Origin of the sequence: Photorhabdus sp. RW14-46, assembly GCF_963887965.1 — a bacterium.
Lineage (GTDB): Bacteria > Pseudomonadota > Gammaproteobacteria > Enterobacterales > Enterobacteriaceae > Photorhabdus > Photorhabdus laumondii.
The window spans coordinates 12,917-29,504 of sequence record NZ_CAWPHH010000012.1; the positions used below are offsets into that span (position 1 = coordinate 12,917).

13 protein-coding genes are annotated in these 16,588 nt (G+C 39.8%); 6 read left to right on the plus strand and 7 right to left on the minus strand.

Annotated features, from left to right (window positions below; genetic code table 11):
* Positions 1–40 precede the first annotated feature (40 nt).
* The 4 genes from AACQ38_RS11980 to AACQ38_RS11995 all read right to left on the minus strand — a co-directional run bounded on the left by AACQ38_RS11980 (position 41) and on the right by AACQ38_RS11995 (position 5,549).
* Positions 41–3,043 (minus strand): TonB-dependent receptor domain-containing protein, encoded by a 3,003-nt coding sequence (locus AACQ38_RS11980; RefSeq protein ID WP_242685576.1) that lies wholly within the window; start codon positions 3,041–3,043, stop codon positions 41–43.
* The gene (locus tag AACQ38_RS11985) at positions 3,036–3,224 is read right to left on the minus strand and encodes a hypothetical protein (protein ID WP_165578215.1); all 189 of its coding nucleotides are present in this window, start codon (positions 3,222–3,224) and stop codon (positions 3,036–3,038) included. Before AACQ38_RS11985 ends, AACQ38_RS11980 begins: the two co-directional genes overlap by 8 nt.
* Complete coding sequence (locus AACQ38_RS11990; RefSeq protein ID WP_165578216.1) at positions 3,221–4,708, minus strand: surface lipoprotein assembly modifier; 1,488 nt, start codon at positions 4,706–4,708, stop codon at positions 3,221–3,223. Before AACQ38_RS11990 ends, AACQ38_RS11985 begins: the two co-directional genes overlap by 4 nt.
* Before the next feature lie 94 nt (positions 4,709–4,802).
* Positions 4,803–5,549 carry a Slam-dependent surface lipoprotein gene (locus AACQ38_RS11995; RefSeq protein WP_011147695.1) on the minus strand — a complete coding sequence of 249 codons (747 nt, stop codon included), beginning with the start codon at positions 5,547–5,549 and terminating at the stop codon, positions 4,803–4,805.
* 531 nt (positions 5,550–6,080) lie between these two features.
* On the opposite strand from AACQ38_RS11995, the gene AACQ38_RS12000 reads away from it, so the two are divergent.
* A complete protein-coding gene (locus AACQ38_RS12000) occupies positions 6,081–6,203 on the plus strand; it encodes a hypothetical protein (protein WP_278249243.1) in 123 nt (40 codons plus the stop codon).
* Between the two features lie 233 nt (positions 6,204–6,436).
* On the opposite strand, the gene AACQ38_RS12005 is transcribed toward AACQ38_RS12000, so the two are convergent.
* Positions 6,437–7,798 carry an MATE family efflux transporter gene (locus AACQ38_RS12005; protein ID WP_165578217.1) on the minus strand — a complete coding sequence of 454 codons (1,362 nt, stop codon included), beginning with the start codon at positions 7,796–7,798 and terminating at the stop codon, positions 6,437–6,439.
* A 681-nt stretch (positions 7,799–8,479) separates the two neighbouring features.
* On the opposite strand from AACQ38_RS12005, the gene AACQ38_RS12010 reads away from it, so the two are divergent.
* From AACQ38_RS12010 to AACQ38_RS12020, 3 genes are all read left to right on the plus strand, one after another.
* Positions 8,480–9,754, plus strand: a complete 1,275-nt coding sequence (locus AACQ38_RS12010) for a bifunctional O-acetylhomoserine aminocarboxypropyltransferase/cysteine synthase (RefSeq protein ID WP_011147697.1) — start codon at positions 8,480–8,482, stop codon at positions 9,752–9,754.
* A gap of 142 nt (positions 9,755–9,896) precedes the next feature.
* Positions 9,897–10,034 carry a hypothetical protein gene (locus AACQ38_RS12015; RefSeq protein WP_165578218.1) on the plus strand — a complete coding sequence of 46 codons (138 nt, stop codon included), beginning with the start codon at positions 9,897–9,899 and terminating at the stop codon, positions 10,032–10,034.
* 207 nt (positions 10,035–10,241) lie between these two features.
* Complete coding sequence (locus AACQ38_RS12020) at positions 10,242–11,036, plus strand: glycoside hydrolase family 16 protein (protein ID WP_058588901.1); 795 nt, start codon at positions 10,242–10,244, stop codon at positions 11,034–11,036.
* Between the two features lie 47 nt (positions 11,037–11,083).
* Here AACQ38_RS12020 and AACQ38_RS12025 read toward each other — a convergent pair whose 3' ends face one another.
* Positions 11,084–13,177, minus strand: coding sequence for a TonB-dependent copper receptor (locus AACQ38_RS12025; RefSeq protein ID WP_445260623.1), 2,094 nt, complete (start codon positions 13,175–13,177; stop codon positions 11,084–11,086).
* A 144-nt stretch (positions 13,178–13,321) separates the two neighbouring features.
* Complete coding sequence (locus tag AACQ38_RS12030) at positions 13,322–13,828, minus strand: DUF2946 domain-containing protein (RefSeq protein WP_112872045.1); 507 nt, start codon at positions 13,826–13,828, stop codon at positions 13,322–13,324.
* Between the two features lie 997 nt (positions 13,829–14,825).
* Here AACQ38_RS12030 and AACQ38_RS12035 point away from each other — a divergent pair.
* Complete coding sequence (locus tag AACQ38_RS12035) at positions 14,826–15,800, plus strand: family 43 glycosylhydrolase (RefSeq protein WP_165578219.1); 975 nt, start codon at positions 14,826–14,828, stop codon at positions 15,798–15,800.
* A gap of 194 nt (positions 15,801–15,994) precedes the next feature.
* Positions 15,995–16,411, plus strand: coding sequence for a hypothetical protein (locus AACQ38_RS12040; protein ID WP_207631848.1), 417 nt, complete (start codon positions 15,995–15,997; stop codon positions 16,409–16,411).
* Positions 16,412–16,588: the final 177 nt, after the last annotated feature.

The following is a 16,588-nucleotide window of genomic DNA, read 5'->3' on the forward strand; positions in this document are numbered from 1 at the left end:
AGCGCTCTTAACAGGCAACCGACTAATCTCCCTTAAAGAGTCAGAACCGACTGGTGACACTAAGCTTAAACGTCCGTCCGGGCGCTGGCATCATGGAACGTGTTAACGGGTCCAAATAATAGCGATCGGTTAAGTTAGTGCCGGATAATTCAATGATTACATCTGGCGTAACCTGATAATTAATATAAGCATCTACAGTCATGACCGAATTCCAACGCATCGGGTTATTATTTATTCCTTTATAAGCGCCTGGTATTTTCTTCATTAACCATTTTTCATCCTTATTCTCAACGCTACTGTGGTATAATACTCTACTGCCGATTTCTAAATTTTCATTTAATAACCGGCCGCCAATATTCAGATTAAGAGAATAACGCGGTGGAATAGCTGTCCTTAAAAAACCACCGGGGAAACCACCATCAATACATTCAGGGACACCAAACTGGTTTCTTGGATCTAACATCAGCGATGCGGTTTTATCGCAAACTTTATTCTTAAGATTATAAGATAGGCCAAAATGGGTAAAGAAACTACCGTTATCATAACGCCCCTGTAGTTCTAAACCGGATAATTTCTGTTTATCTAGCTGAGTAAATACAAAGTTACTGTCACGGTCAAAGATATTTTCTATAACTGTATTATAATAAGCGAATTTAATGTCTGCATTACGCTCTGCACCTAATAACTGACTTAAATCATGCACATAACCCACCTCAACGGTTTTACTACGTTCAGGTTTAAAGGCACGTGTAGGTTTATCAATGAGACCAAAGGAGAAACCGACAGTATCTTCAAAAATACTCGGCATACGTACCGCTTCGGCATAACGGGTATAGATACGTGCATTATCAGAAATATAAGCTGTTGCGGAAAATACCGGAGCCCAAGCATGATCCTTACGTTTAGGTTGTTTAGACCAACGCTCTTGTTCGCTTTTTTCTCTATAAACACCACCATCACTGTTACTCAATATCTCTCCAGAATCATCAACATAACGGCTATTCTGTTGAGCAGTACTGTATTCATATTTATACACTTCTTTATTCGTCACAGGATCAATAACGCGCTCATTCATATCAAGTTCCCCATTGAAATAAGGGTTATCTTGTTTATATAACTTACCATCGTCATGATATTTCCAAAGCACATCTACCGGTGCCATAGGGCGAAGAATTGAATCCCGTTCTTCTGATTCTGTGATCTTCTTTTCTTCATATTCGAGAAATTCATCTAAATCATCGAAACAATCATCAGCGCAATTGCTATATTTTTTATACAATACAGCTTCCTGATCAGTAAGTGTTCTCATATATTGCAGTCCCTTACCAACCACTTTCTTATCCTGACTATAGCGAAGATCATGAGCAGCTAAACGTTCATTTAAAAAATCATCTTTAGACCAATAACTGACTCGTTTAGCTCCGGCACTTAATGCCAACCATGAAGTAGGACGCCAGTCAAAATTAAAAGCAATATTATTCTCCTGACGGCGCCCTTTTCTTGGTAGCGAACGAAAACTAGAAAAGCTTTTTGCTTCATAATCATCATGAGAACCTAAACGTTCCCGTTGTAGATTAGCTGACAATGTTAAATCCAGATCCGGGGTCAACGCAAAAGCATTAGAAAGATCAACACCCCAACGGTTATTATGAGCATTGGTAGAAGCAGTCTCTACCAGACGACCATCAATATTCGGATCTCTTTGCTTATTATTCACATCCCATACTTCATCTCGTTCTCGCGGTTCACGTGGATATCCCCCGGCAGTATTAGTATCGCTGATAGTACGGGTAATCCAAAATTTCATATCAAAATCAACCCACTTATTTCCATCAGGTTTCCACTTATAATCCAGATTAAATGCCTGCTGATGTACATTCGCCAACGGCCACTGCGATACAACATTATCTTTAGCACGAACCCAACCAATCCGCGAAGGCATAATCTCCCCGTAAATCGTTTTAGTGTCGCGGATACCAAGCCCAATCGTCTGTTGATTAGCCAAGTACCAAGTATTTTTAACTAACCAAGATTCCATTTCACTGGAGGTATTAGGTACCTCATTGCCAGGGCGATATATACGTGCGACAAAAGGCAAATAAGGATCATACGACCGGGTACCACCATCAAGGATCTCTATATCCTTTTTACTGATGGGATCATCATAGCGATGAGCACCACCCTTGCCGGCAAAATAGTTTCCTTTACTGCGGTAACTATAAGCTGCCATTAAATCAAAATACTCCTGCCGGGTACCTATCGCCAGACGTATCGCATTATCTTTCAGACCCAATAATTTATTATCTTTCGAAGTCTTGGGGGTAATTTCTAATGCCGGATCAACATAATTAAACCCCTTAGTAAAACCAGGAATATCTCGATAATCTTGTCCCCATGTCAAACTCGGTACACGTTCTTTAACCGCATTACTACTGGTTTCCAATTTCAAGTTAATACCAAATCGTTCATCTATTGGTACCACATCATCGATACCCAGAGTTTTTATCATAATTGCCCCACCGATTGAGCCTTTTACCCCACGCGTCAGTGACGGACCTTTTTCTATTTCAATACTGCTGATCAAGTTAGGATCAATATAATTACGATTATTCGCACCATTATAACCACGCCAGGTGGTAATTGCCTGCTCAGTACCATCAATGGTAACAGGCACCCGTCCTTGCCCCTGAATACCTCGAATATTAGGATCTAATGCACCACTGTTTCTCGAATCACCACTAAATACGCCGACTGCACTTTTTAAAACATCCGCCGGTGAAGCGCCTTTATAGCGTTCTACCAAATCCTTACCCAAGTAAATATTGGTAATATCTTTATCATAAACCGCATCATAACCTGCCTCATCTTTTTCACTGGTCGCTGAAACGTTAATTTTACCAAGGTCAGCTTTATTTTCAGTGGACTGTTTAGATGGCTGAGCAGAAGCTATTGATGTTTCGGCATCAACACGGTAGGGCATCATACTGTAAGCCAATGCCAGCATGAATGTTATTTTGCTATATTTATTATTTAATTTATACATAATCATTATCTGCCATAGTGGGGATTGAAATATACCCGTCATCTTTCAAGTTGCCTCTTTGTTGGCTGCACTCGCTCACCCCGGTCACATAGTTTGCTATGCTCCCGGGGATTCGCCCCCTTGCCGTCGCGATCCATCTTGAAATCCATTGGGTATAACTTGTTACTTCAATCAGTATCAAAAATACTTTTCAAACTTGACTAACACTTCATTCTTATTATAGGAATAGAGCCAATCAACATTACTATTATTTTTTCTAAACCGATAAGTAATTACTGGGGTTAAACCGAAAACTTCAAATTTAGGCATACTCACAATTGCCGCATAGAATTGTTCATTATCTTTACGACGTGCATTTAGAGGCACACTGTAATCACCAAATTGCCGCTGGCGTAATACAGTAAATACCACTGCATTAATTCCCGGATACAATTGAGTTGAAATGCCTACTCTCACACCTTTTTGTTGATAATCGTCAGCTTTCTCAACACTGGTTTTATTAACCCAATCACCACCCGCAAAGGTAATTGTCTGATCAGTTAAATAATAAGATAAGGTGGCATAAACAGAGGCCATATTACCGTCATTATGATTATAAAGTTTATGATAACGAAACTGCTTATATTCACCTTCCAAATTCAATACCAAATTTTCAGATAAAATATTCATCCATTCAGATTTTATTCCCGTAGTACGATAACGGGAATGGTTACCAACAGAATTAAACTCAACAACTGGCCCCATTAGGAAATCATTTTTTTGCGCTTTATAACTATAACCAAAATAAGCAGAAGTCGTATTTTCATTCTCCTCACTATGATGACGATAACTTTCCCCATAAGTCATCGAACGTAAAAAGACACCGTGGTGACCACTTAGCGGATATATCTTACGTAACGTAGCATCATAACTAATACCATTCGCTTTCTTTGCCATAGGCAGCTTACGTTCAACCGCACACTCACCATTTTCACGATAGAGAGTGCAAACAGGAGGCTTATCTGACGACATATTCGTGTTATCGTTAAAGATATATCCTACGGAAAAAGATCCACGCCAGGAATTGCGCAAATTAATCGCCTCCTGATAATTAGTTATATTCTTAATGACTGCTGGTGGTAATTTATTTTCATTATCGCGACTAACTGCTGAAATCTCATTAAATAGTAAGCTGGCTTCTCTATTCTTTTGATTCTCATAATAGACTCTGGCTAACTCTAATTTAGCCCGGGTAAAATCAGGTTGTTGCTGCAAGATAGCCTGATAATGCTGTTCTGCTGCTACTAAGTCACCTTGTAAACGCGCCAAATTCCCCTGAGCAAAATGGACTAATTGGATATCGTGCCCAGATAATTTCTGGTACATCGATAAAAAACGCTCAACATCCTGCACTTGTTGATGATTAATGGCTAAATAAAGCGCCTGACCAATATCATTCACATTGTTTTCAACACTAAACGTTTGACCATTAAGGACTATCGATAAATGATCCGTTTTTTTATCCACGGTTTCATCTGTGACCAACGCTTTTTCTTGATCCTGCAAATTTCGCTGTACGTTATACCACAATCTTCTACCGGTATCTTCATCTGCCAACACTAGAGATGGCTCTATAAACAAACAACTAATGAGTAAAGTAAAACGAACAATTGAGGTATTTAGCATCGGTAATATCACTGCTTAATCGTCGAGTCAAAAATAAACAAAAATAAGACAAAGCCCATATGGCTTTGCCTTATCCAGTTACTAAGAACGCATATTACGGGTTCTTAGTTCCACCAAAGGCGGTATCTTTACTATGGTCCGCAGCAAACGTAGCAGTCCCTGCTAAACTAGCGGCATTATCACCAAAGAAATGTCCGCTATTTCTACCAACAGCACCTCCAGCAGTCGCACTACCAACAAATGAGCCATCAGATTTAATAACAGAATTAATACCGACAGTGAGTGCGCTATTTGCTATTGAACCAGTAAGTCTTTTCTGACCGAAATCAGCAGTAAATGTTCCATGTAAAGCATTGCTACCACTATATTGGTTAATTCCTTTAACCGTATAAGTTGCAATACCACCGGTAGGCAAATTAGTCGTGACATCTTTACCGGAATAATAGGCAGTATGAGTAGTATCATTCACCTTACCGGTTTGTGACCATTCACCAAAATAGACATCAGCATCAGCCACTTTACTAAAGTTGAATACCCCCATGCCTCCATGACTACCCGATCCAGGCATAGAAATTTTATGAATTCCATTTGTATCCGCCTTGACATAAGCAGCAAGGCTTGAAAAGCTAATAATCCTACCATTAGAAATAGATTGCACCCCAATCCCCGGCTCTCCACCTAAGGTTGGGTGACCACCACCACGTGGTTCAGTCACCCCTACGTTAACGCTAGGTTTATTCTCATCAAACTTTTGAGTTTGCCCAAAACCTGGGGCCGCTATAGCTTGTGTTACTAACCCACATGTACCTAATACTGCAATTAACACTTTAACTTTGTTCATAGCATATTCCTTATGTTAACTAATTAAATGTTAGAGTATTGCTTATTACATAGTTTTAGTACCGTCCGAAGACTGGCGCGCATACTAACGTACTTTTAATAAAAAATGAAATGATAATCATTATCATAAAACAATTGTATCTATTTGTATAGAATGGCAATTAATATAGATAACTATTTAATTATTAAATAAATATTTGCCATAACCTTAATATAAGGATGGATATAATATTAGGTGAATCACCAATAATGAGCGTAAAAAAATCAATACATATAGATAGATGAATAAGAAATTATTTCAATAATAAACTAATTTAATGGTTATTATTTAAATGGTTACTATATGATATCAAATTAGCTATTTCACATTAATTAAGAAATATTTGACAATGAGAAATAAAAACAAAAAATATATATTCCATCTAAATGATTTAAATAGAAAAATTATTTCCACAGATATAAATATACCCTATGGATTTCAAGATGCATCGCGACGGCAAGGGAGTGAATCCCCGGGAGCATAGATAACGATGTGACCGGGGTGAGCGAGTGCAGCCAACAAAGAGGCAACTTGAAGGATAACGGGTATATATTTATTCTGAGAATAATCACTAATATATCAATTAGTAAACTCACTAAAAAAAAATATTACTAACATGACTTAAATTATAACTAAATATCATCTCCCATTGATGGAAAATAAAATAACCACAGTTTTATCGAGTAAATTTTCATCAACTGTAATTTTTTACAAAATAAATAGTCAAATGGTAACATTGATACTCTTTTAGCTCCAAGATTAAAGAGTTGAATTCAGTTATTTAAATAAATTCAGAAAAATCCCCTACCTTTCGACAGGGAATTTATGTAGATATGATAGCTCTTCGATTAATATGAAATTAACCGAGAAATCATTCCTCTCTGTCTAACCTTTAATATGATAAACAGCAAAATAGCGTTCACAAAAAGACCCAAAACCAACCCATACCAAAACCCGATAATTCCCATACGCTCGGTTACCCAATCTGTCAAAGCCAAAATAAACCCTAATGGCAAACCCACCAACCAATAACCGAATAACGGCGCGTAAAATACCGATCGGGTATCATGAAAGCCTCGTAAAATACCGGATAAAGCCGCCTGACAAGAGTCAAAGAATTGGAACAGGCATAACAGAAAGATTATGTTAAGCGCAATCATTATGACGCCATTGTCGTTAGTATAGAGTGAAATAAATGAACCTGCGAAATAATAGATTAAAACACCAATAACTGCGGAAATAGATAAAATCAAAGCAATTGAGATTTTTATAGTACCTGTTAATGATATTTTATCTCTCTTGCCAATATAGGAGCCGACTCTCACAGTTACCGCGGCTGCAATTCCCCCTGTTATGGTATAGATGATAGAGGTAATATTAAGCATAATATTATGTGCAGCAATGACTTGCGCCCCCAAAGGAGCTGCGGTTATCGCAATCACATCCAGAAAAACCATTTCAACAAAAAGAGCCAATCCACTTGGCATACCAATATAAAAAGTTCTAATTAAAGAATTATATTTTGGTAAACTGAAATCTGGCCTATATCGCCGATATTCCTTCTTTAGCAAAAAATAGATAATCAGGCATACAGCAATTAGATTATTAATAATTGCAGTTGTAATACCCGCTCCAATGCCGCCCATTTCTGGCAAACCCAGTTTTCCATAAATAAGTATGTAGTTTAATGGTATATTCAATAATAAAGCACCAGCAGACAAATACATTGCGATTTTTGTGTCTTCCAATCCTTGTAGAAATGAACGAAAAACATTAAATATCATAACGCTAGGAACACCACAAGCCAGAGCAATAACATAGCCCTGGGTAATTTCTAAAATATGCTCATCGATGCCTATAAACGAAAGTAGCCAGCTAACTAACATTAATAAAATAATTATTGGTATCGAAAGTATCACCGCCAGAAACAAGTAATTTTTAAGACTGTCTTTAATCCCTTCATCATCATGTTGCGCTTTCTGCTTAGCGACATCTGCTGCCAGCATGATAATCGTCCCATATCCTAATACAAATATAGGAAACCAAATACTACTTCCTAATGTTACGGCGGCTAAATCAGCCGTAGCATAGTGACCAGACATCACAATATCCACAAAACTCATGGCTGTGCGTGCTATCTGACTAACGATGATAGGGAAAGAGAAAAATAAAAGTTGTTTTAACTCCCGCCAGTTTGAAAACTTAGCCATAATAATCCCACTAATTTATTGGTTAGTGCCAATATTGATCATACTAACAATAAATTACGACCAAAATCATTTAGAAAAGTTCGAAAAAATTAGAACGATGAGTATACCTTCTATTTTCGTTCAGGCAACAGTGAAGAAATAAATTAAACCAATCTAACGAAAACTAACTATTTCACGGAAATTTTTGTGATCTTTCTAAAAGATTGGATATTTATTTGCATATTTTGTTCTCATTTTTTATTTTAATAGTTAATGTTACTTGGCTGAAATCGTTGAAGTCTTTTGTGATAATATCCACATTCTTAAAAAATAAAGATGCCAGCATAGCGAAAGCAAATAATTAGTAACTTTTTCAAATTATTTCTTTAATTAATAAAGAATTAGCGGAAATATCATGTCTATACATGATACCGATTCTAATAGTTCATCAATCAAAAAAAGATATCAATTAAATTATTTATGAGCAATAGTAAGTAAGGCTATACCCAATGGATTTCAAGATGGATCGCGACGGCAAGGGAGCGAATCCCCGGGAGCATAGCGAACGATGTGACCGGGGTGAGTGAGTGCAGCCAACAAAGAGGCAATTTGAAAGATAACGGGTATATGGTTTTAACAAAAGCTGCTTACACCTATTCATCAAAGATATATGTCATCTTACCGTAAAAGAAGAGATCGAAAATGAAACCAGAAACTCTTGCTATCCACGGCGGATATTCCCCAGATCCAACAACTAAAGCCGTTGCCGTTCCTATCTATCAAACAACATCCTATGCGTTTGACGATACTCAACATGGTGCCGATCTGTTTGATTTAAAGGTTGAGGGTAACATCTATTCCCGCATTATGAACCCAACCAATGATGTATTGGAAAAACGGGTTGCTTTACTCGAAGGAGGAATAGCCGCTTTGACCGTTGCATCTGGCATGGCGGCCGTCACTTGCGCAATTCAATCCATTGCTAGCGCTGGAGATAACATTATATCTGTTGCTAAGTTATATGGCGGCACTCATAACCTGCTAGCTCACACATTGCCGCGATTCGGTATTGAAACACGATTTGCTGAACACGATGATATTGCAGCATTGGAGTCACTGATTGATGATCGTACCAAGGCGGTATTTTGTGAATCTATTGGTAATCCAGCCGGTAATATTGTTGATCTGAAAAAATTTGCCGACGTCGCCCATCGCCATGGTGTTCCCTTAATTGTTGATAACACTGTCGCCACGCCTGTGCTTTGCCGCCCCTTCGAGTATGGCGCTGATATTGTTATTCACTCTTTAACCAAATATATGGGAGGACATGGTAACTCTATTGGCGGCATCATTGTGGATTCCGGCAATTTCCCCTGGAAAAAATATAAGCAGCGGTTTGCTATATTGACTACCCCGGACCCCTCCTATCATAACGTCGTTTATACCGAGCAATTTGGCAAGGCTGCATTTATCGGGCATTGCCGTGTGGTACCGCTACGTAATATGGGCGCTGCACTGTCGCCTTTTAATGCTTTCCTTATTCTACAAGGATTGGAAACACTGGCATTAAGAATGGAGCGTCATACTGAAAATGCACTGAAAGTCGCTCATTATCTGCAAGAGCATCCTCAAGTTAGTTGGGTGAAATATGCCGGATTGCCAAACCATCCAGAACATCAACTGGCTCAACAGTATATGAATGGAAAGCCCTCAGCGCTCCTCTCTTTTGGTATTAAAGGCGGGCAACAATCCGGCGCGCGATTTATTGACGCACTCAAATTAATTGTGCGACTGGTTAACATCGGCGATGCTAAATCACTCGCCTGTCATCCAGCGTCAACAACACATAGCCAATTAAATGATGAAGAGTTAATTAAAGCTGGCATATCACAGGATATGATTCGCTTATCAATCGGCATTGAACATATCGACGATATTATTGCCGATCTTGCCCAAGCTCTGGATGCATCGAAATAATTTAAAGTTGTCATACACCCCGTTCCAGTGAACGGGGTTTTATTCATCGATATTCACTGTTTTTTATTCTACCTATACCCTATGGATTTCAAGATGCATCGCGGCGGCAAGGGAGCGAATCCCCGGGAGCATAGATAACTATGTGACCGGGGTGAGTGAGTACAGCCAACAAAGAGGCAACTTGAAGGATAACGGGTATATCTCAATTATTTTTTCCCAACCCATGTTGCCGACTTTAATTACCTTGCATTTTTATCAACCAATATTAACACCATATTGAATAACTAAAACGAAAAGCGTTGGGGTAATAAATTAAATAAGTAACCCTGTCGCGAATATTCGATAAAGTAATGCATCTCTCCACGACAAACAGGAGAAATTAATAACATTCATTTTTTAAATTGATATCCATAAGGTTCAAGGATTCGAATAGAAATCGGTAATAGATCTCGGATAAATATTCATGTTAAATATACAAGGAAAATAGATGAAAATTCAGCTAACTTATACATTGCTATTAAGCACACTGTTCAGTGGATATGCTCTAGCACAAATCCCCAATGAATTCAGCCCTACACCGTCATTTGAAGATAATTTCGATGGCACAATACTTAATACCCAAAAGTGGGATTACCGTGGCCTAGGTGTCAGAAAAAATTGTATTAATACTCAATCAGCGGTTATTGTGCGAAATGGGCATTTAACCATAAAAACCTATTCCGATAGCTCTTCTGGCAAGCTACAGAATTATTGCGGCATGATTTCAACACAAAAGAGTTTTCTACAATCATATGGCTATTGGGAAGCCGCTATCAGATTTAATCGTGCGGAAGGTAATCAAGTTGCATTCTGGGTCCAGTCACCGACAATGGGCCTCGATTTAACAAATCCAAAAAAATCAGGTGTCGAAATTGATGTATTTGAACATTTAGCTGAAGCGACACAGGATCAATATGATCACGCAATTCACTGGAATGGTTATGGCAGCGCTCATAAAGAATGGTCAAAGAGATTGTCTACAAATAAACTTGCTGATGGTCAATTCCATAAATTTGCTGTGGCGTGGACACCAAATGGTTATACATTTTATGTTGATGATATTCCCCAAAATCTGTCTGGACTAGATCAAGTTCCAATTTCAATCGCCAACCAATATATTATTTTGAGCTCCGAAGTGCCGCGCAGTTATCCAGCACAGGGTTATGGCCCGATAAATGAAACAACCGCAACATTCGATATTGATTATATAAAAGTTTATCCGTATATCGGTAATAAGAAATAATTCTCGATCAGGAAAAGGGCACCCAATAATTGGGTGCCACTTTCTCATTAAAACTTTATATCTACTTTCGCCCACACTGTCCGGCCGGGTTCATTCACTGAGGTATTCGCTGAATAACCAAAGGTGCTATTACCGGCAAGGTTAAGGTGTTCGCTATATTCTTTATCCAAGATATTGTCAATGCCAGCGCTCACTTTTATATCTTTGTTAACCTTATAGGCAACATTGGCAGAGAGCACGCCGAAACCGGAACTATCTTGAAAATCTTTGCCGACAACATTCCCCTGCCCCACGGCAATCCGATGCTGGCTGCTCACCAATCGCCACAAACCGGTACTGCTCCAATCACCACGTTCATAGGTCAAGCCGAAGCGGGCTTCCAGAGGTGGGATCTGAGGCATCGGCTTGTTATCCGTCCGGTTTTCTCCCCAAGCATAGGCTAGGCTGGCATCCGTTTTCCAATGATCTGTCAATTGATAACCAAAGCCCATTTCTCCGCCCATGATATTGGCATTAACATTATCAGCCTGGCTAATACGGGCGTTTGTCGGGCTATATCTAAATAAAATGAAATCACTTACACGCCCTACATAGGCGGATACCCAACCATTAAAACGTTCCCCGGTATATTGGGCACCAATATCAAGCTGAGTGGTTTTCTCACTTTTTACCCCATCAAAAGCACTGGTACTCCCCGTCGGACCATAGGTAGGCGAGAACAGTTCCCAATAGTCAGGGAAACGTTCGGTGTAACCAATACCGGCATAAAACATCATTGGCATAGCCGCCAGAGTATGCTCTAAGCGCATAAAACCACTCGGTAAAGTATCATTACGCTCTTTTTCACTATTACCCGCAAATTTCTTTACTCGGCTGCGATCAAGACGGGCACCGGTTATCAATTCGCTCTGTTCTGTGGCATACCAAGTTAGCTCACTAAATAGGCCATAGTTGTAGAATTGAGCATCCTTTTGCCATACATTACTGGCTTTATTACGATGGGTATTGGTTTGCGTATCTGCGCCACTTTCCAATTTGAAGTCTTGCCATAGCCAGGTGCCCATGACTCGCCCCCCGATAACACGACGATCCAGTTGCATCGACATACCGTGGTTCATATTCATGTGCATACCACATCCATGCTTACAACCCGAAGAAGACATCCCCATTGACATGGCGCTATTCGGAGAACGCAAAGTGATATTGTCCATAATATGGTTGGTATAGTTGTAATAAACTTGGGCTTCAACCTTATCAAGCACCTCACCGAGGTTAGATTTCTCAAAACGCACACCGAGACTTTCACGTTTGAATTGCGAACCGTCCATGCTACGTCCAGCATAACGCGCTTCTCCGTCCCCTTTTCCTGCGGTGAACTCAAGCAATGTGTCTTTATCCGGCGTCCACCCTAACGCCAGATCACTATTCCATTTATCCCAACGTGAAGGAACGCGATATCCACCACCATCTTTGTAGTCATTTGAACGGGATTTATTTGCCATTAAACGTAAATATCCCAATTCATTGCCAATACTGGCATCCACATTGCCATCCCAACGCTCATTTGAACCCGTCAATCCACTGGCATTGAATTTGACTCCCGGCTCATCAAATCGCGGATGTTCACGTTCAAACCTTATGGTCCCTGCTGAAGCACCAGCCCCCCACAATACCGTTTGGGGCCCTTTAATGACGGTCAGCAAATCATAACTTTCTGGCGAAATATAGGATGAAGGCGCATCCATTCTGCCGGGACAAGCTCCTAGCATTTCTGCACCATCAGTCAAAAGCTTAATCCTCGAACCAAACATTCCCCGAAATACTGGGTCACCATTGGTGCCACCATTACGGATTTGAGAAAATCCGGGGATGGTTTTTAAATAATCAGAGCCGTCACTTGCCGGAACCGGCTGACGAGGCGTTTTTGGCGAGGTAACAATTGCCAAAGGAGAATACAAAGGTGCTGTTACGGTAATCACATCCCCATCATTAGTTTTTGCACCCTTTACATGGTCGTGTACATCCGCTGCGGTTTCAGCCGCATAGCCATTAAAAGTCGCTAGCAAAAAAAGTGGCATGGCCGAACGGATACAATGGGATAGCCTATTTTTTTTATGAGGAGAATTTTTTTCGAACATCATCATCTTGCCTTAAATGTAAACCCACCTTCCAAAGTGATATTTCTATCAACAACGGAATAGGTTATAGAATCCAACCAAATCATTTTTGGTATGAACAAACTGTTCCTAACTCAACAATGAGCAGGACATTTCATTATGTTTAAATCAATGAGATGAGATCGGTTCAGGCGGAGCACGAGGCAACGAATCAGAAAAGATGAAATGCGGCAAAAAGGAGGCTACGGTTTGAATCGGTGGTGGCCGTGAAGTCAGCGAAGTTGACCAAAATAGCGGTGTATTCGCCAAATCCAACATAGGTACATGGATCAGAAAAACGCAGTATCCACAGGCAATATCCTCCAACATCGACATACCAACACTATGCATACCCATCTGCATGCCATCATGATGGTTAGTACTATTAGTACTATATAACTTAGTAACATGTGATGCGGAAGAAACGTCAGAATGAGACATATTCCGAGGTATATCATCGTCAGATGACATCACCCTATGGCAATCGACCACTTTCGATGAATGAGCCTCACTAATGCTGCGCGCATGTTCCAGTGACCGGGAAATCACTGGCGCAATGAACAACATCAGTATCGCGAATATGCCGAGCCAAGCTGGCAGACGACTCCGCGATGTGTAAAATTGGATCAGCGACAAACTAAGCCTATTCTGTAGAGAACACATTCAGGGACGGGATTGTACGTATTTAACGACCAAATGTTAAAACACTTTATGCAGGAATGTCGCTTTGGCGACAAAATTTGTTGTTTTTATAAAATCTGCGGGATTATTTTCATGCACACCGATCAAAATCACAGAGATTAACGTCACGGACAAAGGCATTTTCCTGTGTACAAATAAGGTAGACTTGGCTCAGCATGTCTACATAATACCGTTTCCACATCAACTCTTATCCATATAACCCATAGACCTTCATATTACAGCCGCATTTTTTATCCTCCACAAAAAACACTCATTAGAAGAGCCTTAAGTTATACAACTTTTTACAGTTGTGAACACGCAGACTACGTTTTCTATAGCTGATAATACAACACACGATAAAGCGGAATAAGAGAGCCAGTCCTCAGTCGGAATTTTTTGACTGATTAATTAGGAATAGTCCTAAAAATAAATTCATTGATATTTTTTTGTGATTTATGTAACATTTTTTGCCCTGAACAGTTATTCACCGACAAACAAATAATGACCATATGATTTTTCATACTGATTTATTTAATTCTGATAGTTTTATGTTATAAGGATAAAAATACAAAAAATTTACCTTTATAACTACCGATGTGACAGCAGGTTACTGTACTACATCAGCGCCGATAGACAATGTTTTGCTATAGCAACATTGGTAAGAAGATGCCTATAAAGGCACACCAAAAGACCAGCACAAGAACTGCTCAAATAAACCAGCACTAATTTATGCAACGTACTAATAAAACACGGTTGCATAGCAGGTTAAGTTACCAATCACCGACTGGATTTAGTGCTACAAATGCGGGTTAACAGCCATTGCATCTCTTTTAGGAGCATATTTGAGGGAAGTTTTACTAAGAACTTTACTCGCTCCATTTACTTAAAACTTACGACTCTGGAGAAAATTGTGACTTTATGTACCAAAACGGCCCCCAAAATTTGGGGAATCATGACTAAACAATTAAACATAAACAACCATGCACTTAAAATGTCAGCTTGGAAAAATCATTGCAAATCTGCATTAAATGATGCTTTAGTTTGCTCCTTGGATTATTGTGGATTGCTGTTTCGCCATTTACGTGTGATTTATCAAAATGTTTTATCAATCATCCCAAATTTAGTTCTTCTCTACGGGTTATTACTGGCAACACCATCAATAGCACAAACAGAGATACCTTTAACAACATCAGATATTCGAACTTCTATCGGTCCTGTGGTTAAGGGAGGGGTATACAACTATGCGCCTTCCGTGATGTTGGACGGGGTATATCGGATGTGGTGGTGTGGTTCCGATCGCACTCATCCCGGTGACCATATTTTCTATGCCGAATCGCCATCTCTTGATGGCCCTTTCCGCGCACGCGGCGGTAAGGAGCCATACCAGATTGTTTTTTCCCCTAACAAGGAAGCAAACGCATTCGATAAAGTCCATACTTGCGATCCCTCTGTCATACGGGTTAATGGTACATATTATATGTACTATGGTGGATGGGACAGCGTTCGCGTTAATGCTGAAGGCATAACAAAAGTTGGCCTCGCAACAAGTACTGACGGAATTAACTGGACACGTGCAAATAATGGTAATCCGATAATCTTACCCGCTAACAAGAAGCTAGATGGAAATCCTTATGGGGCAGGACAACCATCCATATCCTATCTCAATGGTATGTTTTACCTTATGTACACCGATACGACCGGAGCAGATTCCCTAGATAAAATTTACGGTGGCGGAGGGCAATATGTCTTAAGATCTCCCGATCCAACCTTTCAAAGTGAAGTGGAAGAACTTACTCCTAATGGCTTCGTCACAAAAACGGAAGAGAATCACACCGGATACCAGCAAAACTATTGGGTAAGCGTCGATATGCAATTTTCTGATGCACTCAATGCATGGATCGTGGCCATGGCTCCAGACTATCTTTAAGCTTTTATCCTCCAGACTTCTCTACGAAAATCTACAATGATGTCCAATTAAGCACCTCCACTGTAGAAGGTCCCGGTATTGTATCAAGACCAGATAAGCACTCAGTTGTCTCAAGTACCGGACAGTGCAATACACTGCCAATCGATGTTATCAATGCGACTGCGCGTAATTTCCCTCGTAGGTCGCCTACAAACTTGGCACATATTGGTATCGACATCAGTGCTGGAATGAGCTGTGAAAATATGCTTCCTAGTCAGGTCGCGAATATCTACGAAGGTTATGGAATTAAAGCAGCCGGTTTACCTTTAACATTTGTTGTATCTGGAACGCGTTTTCAAGCTAATTCCATCCGATCAATTCAGTTCTTAACTAAGAACTTCGTTGAAGTTACACCCGAGATTTTTCATGCCATTCCATATGGCGCTTCATTAAAAGTCGGTGCTCCCGTTATTGGAACAACTGGACAACCCGCCGCATTTCTTCTTGATTCCGCTAAATGGCCAGTAAATGGAATAAAGATAATCAGAGATAATAAATCATCTGTTAAGATGGTACCGTTAGCTGAGTACGATTCCTATCCAACAAAATACCCACTCTACTTGGTGCAATAATCATTTCACTAGCTGAGTCAAACACAGCCGCTTATTGATAATGCTGGGTTTTCCACACTATATCATGGTCGTAGACGTAATATTAGAACGTTCACGACCATATTCTGGCAATTATAAAGCCACCATTTCAGCGCAATTTTAAATCTCAATCATATGACATATAAACTCGTTATTCTT

Bases quoted from the DNA above. Each gene is read 5' to 3' on its own strand.
- AACQ38_RS11980 (WP_242685576.1), bottom strand. From the start codon at position 3,043: ATGTATAAATTAAATAATAAATATAGCAAAATAACATTCATGCTGGCA.
- AACQ38_RS11990 (WP_165578216.1), bottom strand. From the start codon at position 4,708: ATGCTAAATACCTCAATTGTTCGTTTTACTTTACTCATTAGTTGTTTG.
- AACQ38_RS11995 (WP_011147695.1), bottom strand. From the start codon at position 5,549: ATGAACAAAGTTAAAGTGTTAATTGCAGTATTAGGTACATGTGGGTTA.
- AACQ38_RS12005 (WP_165578217.1), bottom strand. From the start codon at position 7,798: ATGGCTAAGTTTTCAAACTGGCGGGAGTTAAAACAACTTTTATTTTTC.
- AACQ38_RS12010 (WP_011147697.1), top strand. From the start codon at position 8,480: ATGAAACCAGAAACTCTTGCTATCCACGGCGGATATTCCCCAGATCCA.
- AACQ38_RS12020 (WP_058588901.1), top strand. From the start codon at position 10,242: ATGAAAATTCAGCTAACTTATACATTGCTATTAAGCACACTGTTCAGT.
- AACQ38_RS12025 (WP_445260623.1), bottom strand. From the start codon at position 13,177: ATGATGTTCGAAAAAAATTCTCCTCATAAAAAAAATAGGCTATCCCAT.
- AACQ38_RS12035 (WP_165578219.1), top strand. From the start codon at position 14,826: ATGACTAAACAATTAAACATAAACAACCATGCACTTAAAATGTCAGCT.